The sequence below is a fragment of the Pseudomonas sp. NPDC090592 genome, from assembly GCF_044769185.1.
Lineage (GTDB): Bacteria > Pseudomonadota > Gammaproteobacteria > Pseudomonadales > Pseudomonadaceae > Aquipseudomonas.
Genome location: NZ_JBIVXJ010000028.1, coordinates 1 through 15,138 on the forward strand (window position 1 = coordinate 1; position 15,138 = coordinate 15,138).

The window sequence follows — 15,138 nt, forward strand, 5'->3', positions numbered from 1 at the left end:
TGCTGCACCTGGTTTACGGGGTGGTGAAGTCGGGGATACCGTTTGACCCCAAAATCCCTCTTGCGGGGTGAGGGTCAAGACGGTATCTACAGGGAATCGCATCAGCCTCGGCTTGCGCGGTCCCTGTAGGAGCGGCCTTGTGTCGCGAAAGGGCTGCAAAGCAGCCCCAATGGATCAAAGCTCGGTATTGCGGGTCTCTTTCAGGCACAGCACAGCAATCAAACTGATCACCGCCGCCGCCGACACATAACCCCCCACCCAGCTCAACCCGCCCATGCTCACCAGCTTCTGGGCAAAGAACGGTGCCGCCGATGCGCCGACGATGCCGCCCAGGTTATACGCCGCCGAAGCCCCGGTATAACGCACGTGAGTCGGGAACAGCTCAGGCAGCAGTGCACCCATCGGCGCAAAGGTCACGCCCATCAGGAACAGCTCGATGGCCAGGAACAGCGCCACGCCAGTGGTCGACCCCGAAGTCAGCAGCGGCTCCATGGTAAAGCCCGAAGCCACCGCCAGCAGGCCGCCGACGATCAGCACCGGTTTGCGCCCGTAGCGGTCGCTGAGCCAGGCCGACAGCGGCGTCGCCAGGGCCATGAACACCACTGCAAAGCACAGCAGGCCAAGGAATGTCTCGCGGCTGTAGCCCAGCGTGGTCACGCCGTAGCTCAGCGAGAACACCGTCGAGATATAGAACAGCGCGTAGCACACCACCATCGCCGCAGCGCCCAGCAGGGTAGGGCGCCAGTGCTTGGCGAACAGGTCCACCACCGGCATCTTCACCCGTTCCTGGCGAGCAACTGCCTTGGCGAACACCGGGCTTTCTTCAAGTTTCAGCCGCACGTACAGGCCGACCAGCACCAGTGCAGCGCTGAGCAGGAACGGAATGCGCCAGCCCCAGTCGCGGAACTGCTCGTCGCTCAGGGTCAGCGCCAGGGTCAGGAACAAGCCGTTGGCGGCCAAAAAGCCGATCGATGGGCCCAGCTGCGGGAACATGCCGAACCAGGCACGCTTGCCCTCCGGGGCGTTCTCGGTGGCCAGCAACGCTGCGCCACCCCATTCGCCGCCCAAGCCCAGGCCTTGGCCAAAACGCAGCAGGCAGAGAATGATCGGTGCCCACACGCCAATGCTGTCATAACCCGGCAGCACGCCGATGGCCGTGGTGGAGACGCCCATCAGCAACAGCGAGGCAACCAGGGTCGACTTGCGGCCGATGCGGTCGCCAAAGTGGCCGAACAGCGCCGAGCCCAGCGGGCGGGCGAGGAAGGCGATGCCGAAGGTGAGGAAGGCCGCCAGCATTTGCGCGGTACCCGAGCCGGACGGGAAGAACACCGGGCCAATCACCAGGGCAGCGGCGGTGGCGTAGACGTAGAAATCATAGAACTCGATGGCGGTGCCGATGAAGCTGGCGGTGGCTACCCGCGCAGGCGAGTTGACCGGTGCGGAAGGCGCTTCGGCATAGGTGCTGCTGGTTGTCATTAAGTAGGTCCCTAACAGTCTGGTCCAGCTCCATGGGCATGGCCCGCGACGGCGTGCTCAGCAAAGGGCAGGCACTGTTGCGCGGACGCCGGAGCGTTTTGTTGTTGTGTGCGCCCGACTGACGATAGCCCAAGGGGGATAGGGGCGGGGCAGGCACTGTTCAGGGTGTTGAAGCAGGACCGCAGGGCGTGTCAGTGGAGCGGACTGGCCGTTTTGCGCCGGGTGCGGGTAGCAGGCGGGACGGCGGGGCTGGGTAAGCGTGAGTCGAGTATATCTATCGGGTCACGGTCCACACCAGTACCTTGCTGGCACAATTGTCCTCTGTTTCGAGGATTTCCAGGCGATAGCGGCCGATCTTCAGGCAAACGGCGCTTTCCGGGATGCTCTCCAGCGCTTCGGTCACCAGCCCGTTAAGGGTTTTCGGCCCGCCGTCGCAGGGCAGGTGCCAGCCCAGTGTACGGTTGATTTCGCGCAGCGAGGCGGTGCCATCGATGACGAAGGTGCCATCAGGCTGCGGGTGCACGTGGGGGTTTTCCAGGCTTTGTTCGTCCTCGAACTCGCCAACGATCTCTTCGAGGATGTCTTCAAGGGTGACGATGCCCTGCACCTCGCCGTACTCGTCCACCACTACGCCCATGCGGCGTTGCTGCTTGTGGAAGTTCAGCAACTGCAACTGCAGGGGCGTGCTTTCCGGCACGAAATAGGGTTCGTAACAGGCGCTGTGCAAGGCATCCAGGGTCAGTTCGGCCTTGGGCAAGAGATGGCTGATCAGCTTGGTATTGAGGATGGCTTCGACCTGGTTGATGTCGTTGTGATACACCGGCAGGCGAGTGTGACGGCTGACGATCAACTGTTCGATGATGCGTTCGATCGGTTCGTCCAGGTTGATGCCGTCCACTTCGTTGCGCGGCACCAGGATGTCATTGACGGTGACTTTGTCCAGCGACTGCAGGCCGTCGAGCAGGCCGTGGCGGGGGGCTTCGTGCTGGTCGTCTTCGTCGAAGTCATCGGCTTCCTGCGGGTGCAGGGCTACGGCCGTAGGTTGCACGCGGAACGGGCGCAGCAGTAGCTTGGCAACGCCGTCCAGCAGGCAGCCCAGCGGCTGTAGCAGGGCGAGGGGCACTTTGAGCAGGCTGGCGCCAAGGCTGACGAGTGCCTGCGGGTTGCGGCGGGCCAGGCGGCGCGGCAGGTACTCGGCAAATACCAGCAAGGTGCAGGTGGCGGCCAGCCCCGCCAGCCAGAAACCATGTTCGCCACTATGGCGCTGGCCCACCAGGCAGGCGAGGCCCAGCACCAGCAGCTTGCCCAGGCTGGCGCACAGCACCAGTGCCTGCGCAGGGAGCACGGGCTGGCCTTCCTCGTTGGTGCGCAGGGAACCATTGAGCAGCAGGCGGGCGGTATCCACGGCAGTGAACAGCGCCGACCACATAAGGGCCAGTGCCAGGGTGCCGAATAGCGGTGCGTACGGCAGGGTGTCCATGGGCGGCCGTCAGATATGCAAGATGAATTCGCGAACCAGCTTGCTGCCGAAATAGGCCAGCATCAGCAGGCAGAAACCGGCCAGCGTCCAGCGGATGGCCTTGTGGCCACGCCAACCCAGGCGCGTGCGGCCCCACAGCAACACGCTGAACACCACCCAGGCCACGCATGCCAGCAAGGTCTTGTGTACCAGGTGCTGGGCAAACAGGTTGTCGAGGAACAGCCAGCCCGAGATCAATGACAGCGACAGCAGGCACCAGCCGGCCCAGAGGAAGCCGAACAGCAGGCTTTCCATGGTTTGCAGCGGTGGGAAGTTGCGGATCAGCCCGGACGGGTGCTTGTTCTTCAGTTGGCGGTCCTGCAGCAGCAGCAACAGCGACTGGAACACCGCGATGGTGAACAGCCCGTAGGCCAGGATCGACAGCAGGATATGCGCAAGGATGCCCGGTTGTTCGTTGATCAGCGGCACTGTGCCGGGTGGCGCGAACTGCGCCAGCAGCGCAGTGACCGCACCCAGTGGGAACAGCAGCACGAGCAGGTTTTCCACCGGTATGCGCAGGCAGGCGATCAGGGTCAGGGCGATGACCGCTACGGCGATCAGGCTGGCGGCGCTGAAGAAGTCCAGGCTCAGGCCCAGCGGGGTGATCAGCTGGAAGAACAGCGCGCCGGCCTGGGCCAGTACCGCGAAAGCGCCCAGCAGGCCAAGCAGGCGTTTGTCGGCCTTACGGCCCTGGGCCAGGTGCGAGCCCTGGTAGATGGCCGCAGCTATATAAAGGCCGGCGGCGATCAGGTTGGGGATGAGGCTGGGTGAGGAGACCATAAGTCCTGGTTGGCGAGCCTTTAAAGAGACGGAGTTTGGCATAGATCCCGCTGGTCTAGGAAGACTGAAGGCTTGTGTCAGGGCATTCGCGGGCATGCCCGCTCCCACAGGTACAACGCAGGCTCCCTCTGTGGGAGCGGGCGCGCCCGCGAAGAGGCCGGAGCAGGCACCGAATATCTCCCAAGGTGTGCGCAGCCGCTGCACTTCGCTATAATCGCCGCCTTGCTGTGCCCGGCGGGTGTGCATTTCCTCGCGGGCGCCTGACAAACCTCGGCTTTTACTGGGCCTGAAAGGATCACCATGTTCGAAAACCTGACCGACCGCCTGTCACAGACGCTGCGCCATGTCACCGGCAAGGCCAAGCTGACCGAAGACAACATCAAGGACACGCTGCGCGAAGTGCGCATGGCCCTGCTCGAGGCCGACGTTGCCCTGCCGGTGGTCAAGGATTTCGTCAACAGCGTCAAGGAACGCGCGGTTGGCACCGAAGTGTCGCGCAGCCTGACCCCGGGTCAGGCGTTCGTGAAGATCGTTCAGGCCGAGCTGGAAAGCCTGATGGGTGCGGCCAACGAAGACCTCGCGCTGAACGCCGCGCCACCTGCCGTGGTGCTGATGGCCGGCCTGCAGGGCGCGGGTAAGACCACCACCGCCGGCAAGCTGGCGCGCTTCCTTAAAGAGCGCAAGAAAAAGAGCGTGATGGTGGTCTCCGCCGACGTTTACCGCCCGGCGGCGATCAAGCAGCTGGAAACCCTGGCCAACGACATCGGCGTCACCTTCTTCCCGTCCGACATCAGCCAGAAGCCGGTGGCCATTGCCGAAGCGGCCATCCGCGAAGCCAAGCTGAAATTCATCGACGTGGTCATCGTCGACACCGCCGGCCGTTTGCACATCGACGCCGACATGATGGACGAGATCAAGGCGCTGCACGCTGCAGTCAAGCCGATCGAGACCCTGTTCGTGGTCGACGCCATGACCGGCCAGGACGCTGCCAACACCGCCAAGGCGTTTGGCGAGGCCCTGCCGCTGACCGGCGTGGTGCTGACCAAGGTCGATGGTGATGCCCGTGGCGGTGCTGCACTGTCGGTGCGTGCCATTACCGGCAAGCCGATCAAGTTCATCGGTATGGGTGAAAAGACCGAGGCCCTCGAGCCGTTCCACCCTGACCGCGTCGCCTCGCGCATTCTCGGCATGGGCGACGTGCTCAGCCTGATCGAGCAGGCCGAGCAGACCATCGACAAGGCCAAGGCCGACAAGCTGGCCAAGAAGCTGAAGAAGGGCAAGGGCTTCGACCTTGAAGACTTCCGCGACCAGCTGCAACAAATGAAGAACATGGGCGGCCTGGGCGGCCTGATGGACAAGCTGCCGAGCATCGGCGGGGTCAACCTGTCGCAGATGGGCAACGCCCAGGGCGCGGCCGAGAAGCAGTTCAAGCAGATGGAGGCGATCATCAACTCCATGACCCCGGCCGAGCGCCGCGACCCTGACCTGATCAGTGGTTCGCGCAAGCGCCGCATCGCCCTGGGTTCCGGCACTCAGGTGCAGGACATCGGCCGGCTGATCAAGCAGCACAAGCAGATGCAGAAGATGATGAAGAAGTTTTCTGCCAAAGGCGGCATGGCCAAGATGATGCGCGGCCTTGGCGGTATGCTGCCTGGCGGCGGCATGCCGAAGCTGTAACCCTTATTCCGGGCGCCTGCCGTTTATCGGCCAGGCGCCCAGAACGCCCGCTTCGGCGGGGCAACGGCCGCGGATTTCGCGGCGCAACCGGCAAATCTGGACGGTGGGGCAGTGCCTTGCCGAAAAAGTCATTTGCAAATGTCCGTGTATTCCCCGAGAATATGCGGCCTTTTGGGCACCCGTGTGCCTATTTGGCATTCAGATTTGCAGTACAAACTGCAACACCGACTATAGGAACGATGTTCACATGGTAACCATTCGTCTGGCCCGTGGCGGCTCGAAAAAGCGCCCATTCTACCACCTGACCGTGACCAACTCGCGTAACGCCCGTGACGGCCGTTTCGTTGAGCGCGTTGGCTTCTTCAACCCGATCGCATCGGGCGCCGAAGTCAAGCTGTCGGTCAACCAAGAGCGCGTCACCTACTGGCTGAGCCAGGGCGCACAGCCGTCTGAGCGCGTTGCTCAGCTGCTGAAGGACGCTGCCAAGGCCGCTGCCTGAACAGTATGAACGCGACGCCAGAAAAGGCTGATGACCTCATCGTTGTCGGCAAGATTTTTTCGGTTCACGGCGTTCGCGGCGAGGTGAAGGTGTATTCCTTTACCGATCCGATTGAAAACCTGTTGGATTATCCGCGCTGGACGCTTCGGCACGAAGGCAAGGTAAAGCAGGTCGAGCTGGTCAACGGTCGTGGCTCCCAAAAGGGCCTGGTCGTAAAGCTGAAAGGCCTCGACGATCGCGATGAAGCCCGTCTTCTGAGCGGTTACGAAATCTGCATTGCGCGGAGCCTTTTGCCCAACCTGGCTGCCGACGAGTACTACTGGTACCAGTTGCAAGGCCTGAAGGTCATCAACCAGGACGAACAGCTGTTCGGCAAGGTCGATCACCTGTTGGAGACCGGTGCGAACGATGTAATGGTGGTCAAGCCCTGCGCAGGCAGCCTGGATGATCGCGAGCGTCTGTTGCCCTATACGGAGCAATGTGTGCTGGCAATCGACCTGGAAGCAGGCGTGATGCGGGTTGAATGGGACGCGGACTTCTAAACGATGGGTAACCTTCGCGTAGACGTCATCACGTTGTTCCCTGAGATGTTCTCGGCCATCACGGAGTACGGCATTACCAGCCGCGCGGTGAAACAGGGGTTGCTTCAGGTGACTTGCTGGAACCCGCGGGACTACACCACAGATCGTCACCACACGGTGGATGATCGGCCGTTTGGCGGTGGTCCGGGCATGGTGATGAAAATCAAGCCTCTGGAAGACGCCCTGGTTAGCGCCAGGCAAGCGACCGGAGCAGCGGCGAAGGTGATCTACCTTTCGCCACAAGGCCGCAAGCTGACTCAGCAGGCGGTCAAAGGCCTGGCCGAACAGGAATCGTTGATCCTGATCGCCGGTCGTTATGAAGGCATCGACGAGCGCTTTATCGAGGCTCATGTCGATGAGGAGTGGTCGATTGGCGACTATGTGCTTTCCGGTGGCGAGCTGCCGGCCATGGTACTGATCGATGCGGTTACACGGCTGCTGCCCGGAGCTTTAGGGCATGTGGACTCGGCGGAAGAAGATTCCTTCACCGACGGTCTGCTGGATTGCCCGCACTACACCCGACCTGAGGTGTATGCGGATCAGCGTGTTCCCGACGTGTTGCTAAGTGGCAACCATGCACATATCCGGCGTTGGAGGATGAAGCAGTCCCTTGGTAGGACCTTCGAACGACGCGCCGATCTTCTGGAAAGTCGCTCGCTTTCTGGAGAAGAGAAGAAGCTGCTCGAGGAATACCTCCGCGAGCGGGACGATAGTTAAACGTATCGATGGTGGATCGCGTATCCATCTTAGGAGCACAGCATGACCAACAAGATCATCCAGCAGCTCGAAGCCGAGCAGATGAGCAAGGAAATCCCGACCTTCGCACCAGGCGACACCGTTGTCGTTCAGGTTAAAGTGAAGGAAGGCGAGCGTTCCCGTCTGCAGGCGTTCGAAGGCGTTGTTATCGCCAAGCGTAACCGCGGTCTGAACAGCGCTTTCACCGTGCGCAAGATCTCCAGCGGCGTTGGCGTAGAGCGTACCTTCCAGACCTACAGCCCGCAAATCGACAGCCTGGCCGTGAAACGTCGTGGTGACGTGCGTAAAGCCAAGCTGTACTACCTGCGCGACCTGTCCGGCAAAGCCGCTCGCATCAAGGAAAAACTGTCCTGAGTACAGTTTGCCCGGTGGCCGAGGCCGCCTAGCGAGAAAAAAGCAGCCTTCGGGCTGCTTTTTGCGTTTTGAAACCCTGAAAATGTGAATGCCATGACTACCCGAGACCAGGAAATCCAGCGCCGCACCGAGCTGTCGGTGACCCGCGTGACCAAGGCGGTGTTCCCCAACACCACCAACCACCACAACACCCTGTTCGGCGGTACCGCGCTGGCCTGGATGGACGAAGTGTCGTTCATCGCCGCCACGCGCTTCTGCCGCCTGCCGTTGGTGACCGTGTCCACCGACCGCATCGACTTCAAGCACCCGATCCCGGCGGGCTCGATCGTCGAGCTGGTGGGTTCGGTGGTCAAGGTTGGCAATACCAGCTTGCAGGTGCAGGTGGATGTGTTTGTCGAAAACATGTACCTGGACGGCCGCGAGCGGGCGATTCACGGGGTGTTCAGCTTTGTAGCCATCGACGAGGACAAGCGCCCCGTGCCCGTGTTGCCCCAGGCCTGAGCTCTTCTGTGCAGGCCTCTTCGCGGGCACGCCCGCTCCCACAGGTACAGCGCTGCATTCAGATTCTGTGGAGAGCCCTGTGGGAGCGGGCGTGCCCGCGAATAGGCCAGTACAGACAACCTGTGAGCTGCTGTGAAACACTAGCCCCACCAACAACACCCAGCAGCCCCGAATGCCCGCCCTAGACCACCCCTTGATCGACCAGTTCCTCGACACCCTGTGGCTTGAGAAAGGCCTGTCTGACAACACCCGTGCCTCCTACCGCAGCGACCTGGCCCTGTTCAACGGCTGGCTTCAGGAGCATTCGGTTTCCCTGCCCGACGCCGGCCGTGACCTGATCCTCGACCACCTCGCCTGGCGCCTCGATCAGGGCTACAAGCCACGCTCCACGGCGCGCTTCCTCTCCGGGCTGCGCGGCTTCTTCCGCTACCTGCTGCGGGAAAAGCTGGTGGCCATCGACCCAACCTTGCAGGTCGACATGCCGCAGCTGGGCAAGCCATTGCCTAAGTCGTTGTCCGAAGCCGACGTCGAAGCCTTGCTGCAAGCCCCGGACCTCGGCGAGGCCATCGGCCAGCGCGACCGGGCCATGCTCGAGGTGTTGTATGCCTGTGGCCTGCGCGTCACCGAACTGGTCAGCCTGACCCTCGACCAGGTCAACCTGCGCCAAGGTGTCTTGCGTGTAATGGGCAAGGGCAGCAAGGAACGCCTGGTGCCCATGGGTGAAGAGGCGGTGGTGTGGCTGGAACGCTACCAGCGTGATGGTCGCGCCGAGCTGCTCAATGGCCGCCCCAGCGATGTGCTGTTCCCCAGCCAGCGCGGCGAACAGATGACCCGCCAGACCTTCTGGCACCGCATCAAGCACCATGCCCGGGTTGCCGGTATCGACAAGCCGCTGTCGCCGCATACCCTGCGCCACGCCTTCGCCACGCACCTGCTCAACCATGGCGCCGATCTGCGCGTGGTACAGATGTTGCTCGGCCACAGCGACTTGTCGACCACGCAGATCTACACCCACGTCGCCAAGGCCCGCCTGCAGCAGCTGCACGCCCAGCACCATCCGCGTGGATGAATGTTTTTCATGTTCCGCTGACTGGTCCTGGCAAGGCCCTTCACCGGTGGCGTGATGTGGTAGGCTTGGGCGGTTTGCACCAAGGGCCGCACGGCCACCGCGTATTTTTCGCAGGTGGCGCCCTCCGGCCCCTGTCCGCCTTCAGGAGTTCCCATGCGCGTGACCCAGTTTTTCGCCGCCGCCGCCTTGGCGCTGGCCAGTACCTTTGCCGTTGCTGCGGCAACCGATAGCAATGCCGGTGCCGAACAGGCCATCCGTAAATCGTTGCAGAACCTTGAGCTGGAAGTGCCTGTGGAAAGCGTGGCCAGCAGCCCGCTCAACGGCCTCTACGAAGTCAAGCTGCAGGGCGGCCGTGTGCTGTACGCCAGCGCCGATGGCCAGTTCGTGATGCAGGGCTACCTGTTCCAGATCCAGGACGGCAAGCCGGTCAACCTCACCGAAAAAACCGAGCGCCAAGGCATCGCCAAGCTCATCAACGGCATTCCAGCCGCCGAGATGGTGGTTTATCCTGCCAAGGGCGAGACCAAGTCGCACATCACCGTGTTTACCGACACCACCTGCCCGTATTGCCACAAGCTGCACGCCGAAGTGCCCGAGTTGAACCGCCGCGGTATCGAAGTGCGCTACGTTGCCTTCCCGCGCCAGGGCCTCGGCTCACCGGGTGACCAGCAGTTGCAGGCGGTGTGGTGCTCCAGCGACCGCCGTGGGGCGATGGACAAGATGGTCGAAGGCGAAGAAATCAAGGCCGCCAAGTGCGCCAACCCGGTCGGCAAGCAGTTCCAGCTGGGCCAGTCGATCGGTGTCAACGGCACGCCGGCCATCGTGCTTGAAAGCGGCCAGGTCATTCCGGGCTACCAGCCGGCACCGCAAGTTGCCAAGCTGGCACTGGCCAAGTAATCCAATTCAGTACGCCGTCGTCATGGGGTGACGGCATGTTTCACGGTCGGCAACAGTGTCGGCCGTTCAATGGGGAGTTCACAGTGAAACCGGTCAAAGTAGGCATCTGTGGGTTGGGGACCGTCGGTGGCGGAACCTTCAATGTACTTCAGCGCAACGCCGAGGAGATTGCCCGCCGTGCCGGGCGCGGTATTGAAGTGGCACAGATCGCCATGCGCTCGCAGAACCCGAACTGCCAGATTACCGGTACCCCCATTACCGCTGACGTGTTCGAAGTTGCGAGCAACCCGGAGATCGACATTGTCATCGAGCTGATCGGTGGCTACACCATCGCCCGCGACCTGGTGCTCAAGGCCATTGAAAACGGCAAGCACGTGGTCACCGCCAACAAGGCGCTGATTGCCGTGCACGGCAACGAAATCTTCGCCAAGGCCCGCGAGAAGGGGGTGATCGTCGCCTTCGAAGCGGCCGTGGCTGGCGGCATCCCGGTAATCAAGGCCATTCGCGAGGGCCTGTCGGCCAACCGCATCAACTGGCTGGCCGGCATCATCAACGGCACCGGCAACTTCATCCTCACCGAAATGCGCGAGAAGGGCCGTGCCTTCCCGGACGTGCTGGCCGAAGCCCAGGCGCTGGGTTATGCCGAAGCCGACCCGACCTTTGACGTCGAGGGCATTGACGCCGCGCACAAGCTGACCATCCTGGCATCCATCGCCTTCGGCATCCCGCTGCAGTTCGACAAGGCTTACACCGAAGGCATCACCCAGCTGACCACCGCTGACGTGAACTATGCCGAGGCCCTGGGCTACCGCATCAAGCACCTGGGCGTAGCCCGGCGCACCGCTGAAGGCATCGAACTGCGTGTGCACCCGACGCTGATCCCGGCCGACCGCCTGATCGCCAACGTCAACGGTGTGATGAACGCCGTGATGGTCAACGGTGACGCTGCAGGTTCCACCCTGTACTACGGCGCGGGCGCCGGCATGGAGCCTACCGCTTCGTCGGTGGTCGGTGACCTGGTCGACGTGGTCCGCGCCATGACCTCCGACCCGGAAAACCGCGTGCCGCACCTGGCCTTCCAGCCAGACTCGCTGTCGGCCCACCCGATCCTGCCGATCGAGGCCTGCGAAAGTGCCTACTACCTGCGTATCCAGGCCAAGGACCACCCGGGCGTGCTGGCTCAGGTAGCCAGCATCCTGTCGGAGCGCGGCATCAACATCGAGTCGATCATGCAGAAGGAGGCCGAGGAACAGGACGGCCTGGTGCCGATGATCCTGCTGACCCACGGTGTGGTCGAGCAGCGCATCAACGACGCCATCGTCGCGCTGGAAGCCCTGCAGGACGTGGTCGGCAAGGTCGTGCGCATCCGCGTCGAACAGCTCAATTAATTTTGTGCCCGGGCCGCCGGCGCGGCCCGGGCCTCAGCATCGAAGGTTTGCACCCATGCGCTATATCAGTACCCGCGGTCAGGCTCCGGCCCTGAATTTCGAAGATGTGCTGCTGGCTGGCCTGGCCAGCGACGGCGGCCTGTACGTCCCTGAAAACCTGCCTCGCTTCACCCAGGAAGAAATCGCCTCCTGGGCTGGCCTGCCTTACCACGAGCTGGCCTTCCGGGTGATGCGCCCGTTCGTCGAAGGCAGCATCGCCGACGCCGACTTCAAGAAGATCCTTGAAGAAACCTACGGCGAGTTCGCCCATGCTGCGGTTGCCCCGCTGCGTCAGCTGAACAGCAACGAGTGGGTGCTGGAGCTGTTCCACGGCCCGACCCTGGCGTTCAAGGACTTTGCCCTGCAACTGCTCGGCCGCCTGCTCGACCACGTGCTGGCCAAGCGCAACGAGCGCGTAGTGATCGTTGGCGCCACCAGTGGTGATACCGGTTCTGCCGCCATCGAAGGCTGCCGCCGTTGCGACAACGTCGACATCTTCATCCTGCACCCGCACCAGCGCGTCTCGGAAGTGCAGCGTCGCCAGATGACCACCATCTTTGGCGACAACATTCACAACATCGCCATCGAAGGCAACTTCGATGACTGCCAGGAGATGGTCAAGGCCAGCTTCGCCGACCAGTCCTTCCTCAAGGGCACCCGCCTGGTGGCAGTCAACTCGATCAACTGGGCGCGCATCATGGCCCAGATCGTCTACTACTTCCACGCAGCCCTGCAGTTGGGTGGCCCGGCGCGCTCGGTGGCGTTCTCGGTACCGACCGGCAACTTCGGCGACATCTTCGCCGGTTACCTGGCGCGCAACATGGGCCTGCCGGTCAGCCAGCTGATCGTCGCCACCAACCGCAACGACATCCTGCACCGCTTCATGAGCGGCAACCAGTACGTCAAGGACACCCTGCACGCGACCTTGTCGCCGTCGATGGACATCATGGTTTCGTCCAACTTCGAGCGCCTGCTGTTCGACCTGCACGGCCGCAACGGTGGCGCCATTGCCGATTTGATGGCCAACTTCAAGCAAGGTGGCGGCTTCAGCGTCGAGCAAGACCGCTGGACCGAAGCACGCAAGCTGTTCGACTCGCTGGCGGTGAGCGACGAGCAAACCTGCGAGACCATTGCCGAAGTGTTTGCTGCAACCGGTGAAGTGCTCGACCCGCATACCGCGATCGGCGTCAAGGCCGCCCGCGAGTGCCGCCGCAGCCTGGACACCCCGATGGTGGTGCTGGGTACCGCGCACCCGGTCAAGTTCCCGGAAGCGGTGGAGAAGGCCGGTGTGGGCAAGGCACTGGAACTGCCGGCGCACCTCAGCGACCTGTTCAGCCGTGAAGAGCGCTGCACGGTGCTGGCCAATGACCTGAAAGCGGTACAGGACTTTGTCAGCCAGCACGGCAACCGCGGCAAGCCGCTGTAAAACCCAGTTGTAGCCGGGGGCTGCTTTGCAGCCCATCGCCGGCAAGCCAGCTCCCACAGGTACTCCACAGCCTTCGGGCCTTGTGATGTACCTGTGGGAGCTGGCTTGCCGGCGATGGGCCGCAAAGCGGCCCCAATATCTCAGACTTTTCCCTCAGTCCAATCAGAAACGTCTTATTCAGGCACAACCCACGCAACGCCTAACTTAGCCGGTCCTCCCACCAGGAGCGGCTCATGCACCAGCCCTACGTGTTGATCCACCAGGCTCGCCCATCCCACCAGATCCTCCTGCACCAGGCCCTCAACGCCCAGGGCATGTTCAACGTGCGCATTAGCGCAAACGCTACCGACCTGAACGCCTGCCTGGACGCAGAACGTCGCCCCGACCTGCTGATTCTCGACCATGCCATGCCAACCCGGGCAGGTCTTGCCGTGCTCGCTCGGCAGCACCGTTCACGCGCGTTGCTATTCGTCGGAAAGCCCCCTCAAAGGCACCATGACCTGGCCCAAGAGGCAAGAAACCGGGGGCTTTGGGTGCTCGCCGAGCTTACCTGGCCGCTGTCGATGCCCCGTTTGCAGCGTGCCCTGCTAACACTGCAAGTGCACCCGGGGCGGCGTATTCAAACTGTCATGTCAGCCCCGCATGCTCACTGAACCAGGCGCGGCATGACGAACTTTCCGCTGCGTCGGTTGGTCAGTTCCTTTAGATCCCACCACGCAGCGAGTGATCCGGATGGAAAGAATCTGCAGCCTGCTCAACGACGCCCTGAGCCCCTATCAGACCCACCTCGGCATCGCCGATGCCAGCGGTAACCGCCAACTGACCGTTCATGACCGCCTCGCCGGCATTACCTTGCGCCGCACCGTCAGCGAGCGCCAGTTGCAGGAGCAACGCTTGTTGATCGATCTGGTGGATGGCCTGCACCGAGACTTGCAGATCGCCGAAGGCCGTTTGCAGCCTTGTGTGATAGCGGCACTGCAACAGCGTCAGCAACCGCAGGGAACCTTTGCCTGAGTGGCTAATCAGACACAGTAGGGCAGCCAGCCAGTGCTTTGCTCCGGTGCTGGCAAGGCTGTCACGGGAAGTCCCCAAGGACTTTCGCTTGGCCCCGGGCGTCCTCCCCAGCGCTCGGGGTTTCTTTTTTCTGCCAGCTGCACCGGCATGTGGGAGCGGCCTTGCGTCGCGAAAGGGGCGCGAAGCGGCCCCGGATTTTCAGCTTCGCCGCGAAGATTGCCGGGGCCGCTCTGCGGCCCTTTCGCGACGCAAGGCCGCTCCCACAAAGGACTGCGCAGGTTGTAGCTATCGCGCTTCAAAGAAGCGCTTGCTCTCTTCCAGGTAATCTTCCCGCAATGCCGGGTCCAGCCAGTGAGCATAGAGCCCGGGCAGCACATTGCGGCGCAGCGCCGGCAGCAACTGGTTGATGTGCGCCACCGCCGCACGCCCCAGTTCGCTGTCCGAGCACCCCACATGCAAGAACTGATAACGCTCCACGCCCTGCACCGGATGAAACTGGTAGTCAGCCAGTGAACCGCCTTGCTGCTGGATCAGGTAGCGCACTTCAGGCCAGTAGCCGAGCACCATGCGCAAGCGCCCCAGTTGTTGCATCTGCAGCAGGTTGGCGGTGGCGTCACTGCCGTAGTGGCGGCTAAGCGCGCTGTCGGGCAACTGGCGCAGGATGCTGTCGATCTGCGTGCCGTAGCTGCGCTCGGCAACAATCCCCAGCTTCAGCGAGGCCTTGTCCAGCAGCCCATGCAGGTCCACTTGCTGGCCATCCAGGTAGGGCGCCACCAGCGCCTGGTTTTCCTTGCGCAACACCAGGCCGCCGCTGAGTACACCCAGCGACGGCAGGGAGAAACGCACGAACTCGGCACGCTCCGGTGTCCACAACAGGGTCGGGTCGCAGGTAAAGGTGTTGCGGTCCTGCAGCATCTGGATACCGCGAGCGCGGGTGACCCGCAAGATGGTGTGGTCGTATTCGGGCATCTGCCCGATCAACAGCGGCAACAGCTGGTCGACCACCCCCTGGCCTTTTTCCGGGCCTTCGAAAATGGTGAACGGCGGCAAGTCACGCACCAGCCAGAACAGGCGCTCTTTGGCGCTGGCAGGTTGCAGCAGCAATGCGGGCAACAGCCCGCACAGCAGAGCCAGGTGGCGAAGGTAGCGGGCAGCGCGCATG

General features: G+C 62.7%; 16 protein-coding genes. 12 read left to right on the forward strand and 4 right to left on the reverse strand.

Going from position 1 to position 15,138, the window contains the following annotated elements; translation table 11 throughout:
- Nucleotides 1–174 precede the first annotated feature (174 nt).
- From ACIQUI_RS21745 to ACIQUI_RS21755, 3 genes are all read right to left on the reverse strand, one after another.
- Nucleotides 175–1,476, reverse strand: a complete 1,302-nt coding sequence (locus tag ACIQUI_RS21745; RefSeq protein WP_403202616.1) for an MFS transporter — start codon at nt 1,474–1,476, stop codon at nt 175–177.
- Nucleotides 1,477–1,750: 274 nt separating this feature from the next.
- Nucleotides 1,751–2,956, reverse strand: a complete 1,206-nt coding sequence (locus tag ACIQUI_RS21750; RefSeq protein ID WP_403202618.1) for a transporter associated domain-containing protein — start codon at nt 2,954–2,956, stop codon at nt 1,751–1,753.
- A 9-nt stretch (nt 2,957–2,965) separates the two neighbouring features.
- Nucleotides 2,966–3,775: an inner membrane protein YpjD gene (locus tag ACIQUI_RS21755; protein WP_403202620.1), complete on the reverse strand. Its 810-nt coding sequence runs from the start codon at nt 3,773–3,775 to the stop codon at nt 2,966–2,968.
- 300 nt (nt 3,776–4,075) lie between these two features.
- Between ACIQUI_RS21755 and ffh the strand changes: the two genes are divergently transcribed.
- The 12 genes from ffh (at nt 4,076) to ACIQUI_RS21815 (ending at nt 13,976) form a co-directional block, all read left to right on the forward strand.
- Nucleotides 4,076–5,452 carry a signal recognition particle protein gene (gene ffh, locus ACIQUI_RS21760; protein WP_012270758.1) on the forward strand — a complete coding sequence of 459 codons (1,377 nt, stop codon included), beginning with the start codon at nt 4,076–4,078 and terminating at the stop codon, nt 5,450–5,452.
- 247 nt (nt 5,453–5,699) lie between these two features.
- The gene (rpsP, locus tag ACIQUI_RS21765; RefSeq protein ID WP_008094480.1) at nt 5,700–5,951 is read left to right on the forward strand and encodes a 30S ribosomal protein S16; all 252 of its coding nucleotides are present in this window, start codon (nt 5,700–5,702) and stop codon (nt 5,949–5,951) included.
- Between the two features lie 5 nt (nt 5,952–5,956).
- Nucleotides 5,957–6,493, forward strand: a complete 537-nt coding sequence (gene rimM / locus ACIQUI_RS21770) for a ribosome maturation factor RimM (RefSeq protein WP_063543304.1) — start codon at nt 5,957–5,959, stop codon at nt 6,491–6,493.
- A gap of 3 nt (nt 6,494–6,496) precedes the next feature.
- Nucleotides 6,497–7,249 (forward strand): tRNA (guanosine(37)-N1)-methyltransferase TrmD, encoded by a 753-nt coding sequence (trmD, locus tag ACIQUI_RS21775; protein ID WP_003252146.1) that lies wholly within the window; start codon nt 6,497–6,499, stop codon nt 7,247–7,249.
- Nucleotides 7,250–7,291: 42 nt separating this feature from the next.
- Complete coding sequence (rplS, locus tag ACIQUI_RS21780) at nt 7,292–7,642, forward strand: 50S ribosomal protein L19 (RefSeq protein WP_003252148.1); 351 nt, start codon at nt 7,292–7,294, stop codon at nt 7,640–7,642.
- A 93-nt stretch (nt 7,643–7,735) separates the two neighbouring features.
- On the forward strand, nt 7,736–8,143 hold the full coding sequence (locus ACIQUI_RS21785) for an acyl-CoA thioesterase (RefSeq protein WP_201207781.1): 408 nt from the start codon (nt 7,736–7,738) through the stop codon (nt 8,141–8,143).
- A 172-nt stretch (nt 8,144–8,315) separates the two neighbouring features.
- Nucleotides 8,316–9,212 (forward strand): site-specific tyrosine recombinase XerD, encoded by an 897-nt coding sequence (gene xerD, locus ACIQUI_RS21790; protein WP_403202623.1) that lies wholly within the window; start codon nt 8,316–8,318, stop codon nt 9,210–9,212.
- A gap of 153 nt (nt 9,213–9,365) precedes the next feature.
- A complete protein-coding gene (locus ACIQUI_RS21795) occupies nt 9,366–10,109 on the forward strand; it encodes a thioredoxin fold domain-containing protein (protein ID WP_201207839.1) in 744 nt (247 codons plus the stop codon).
- 83 nt (nt 10,110–10,192) lie between these two features.
- Nucleotides 10,193–11,497, forward strand: coding sequence for a homoserine dehydrogenase (locus tag ACIQUI_RS21800; protein ID WP_060485691.1), 1,305 nt, complete (start codon nt 10,193–10,195; stop codon nt 11,495–11,497).
- Nucleotides 11,498–11,552: 55 nt separating this feature from the next.
- Nucleotides 11,553–12,962: a threonine synthase gene (thrC, locus tag ACIQUI_RS21805; RefSeq protein WP_403202626.1), complete on the forward strand. Its 1,410-nt coding sequence runs from the start codon at nt 11,553–11,555 to the stop codon at nt 12,960–12,962.
- 233 nt (nt 12,963–13,195) lie between these two features.
- Entirely contained in the window at nt 13,196–13,615 is a 420-nt protein-coding gene (locus ACIQUI_RS21810) for a histidine kinase (RefSeq protein ID WP_403202628.1), read from the forward strand.
- Nucleotides 13,616–13,694: 79 nt separating this feature from the next.
- Nucleotides 13,695–13,976 carry a DUF3509 domain-containing protein gene (locus ACIQUI_RS21815; protein WP_051096702.1) on the forward strand — a complete coding sequence of 94 codons (282 nt, stop codon included), beginning with the start codon at nt 13,695–13,697 and terminating at the stop codon, nt 13,974–13,976.
- 285 nt (nt 13,977–14,261) lie between these two features.
- Here the strand turns inward: ACIQUI_RS21815 and ACIQUI_RS21820 are convergent, their stop codons facing one another.
- Nucleotides 14,262–15,137 carry a TIGR02285 family protein gene (locus ACIQUI_RS21820; RefSeq protein WP_403202630.1) on the reverse strand — a complete coding sequence of 292 codons (876 nt, stop codon included), beginning with the start codon at nt 15,135–15,137 and terminating at the stop codon, nt 14,262–14,264.
- Nucleotide 15,138 lies beyond the last annotated feature (1 nt).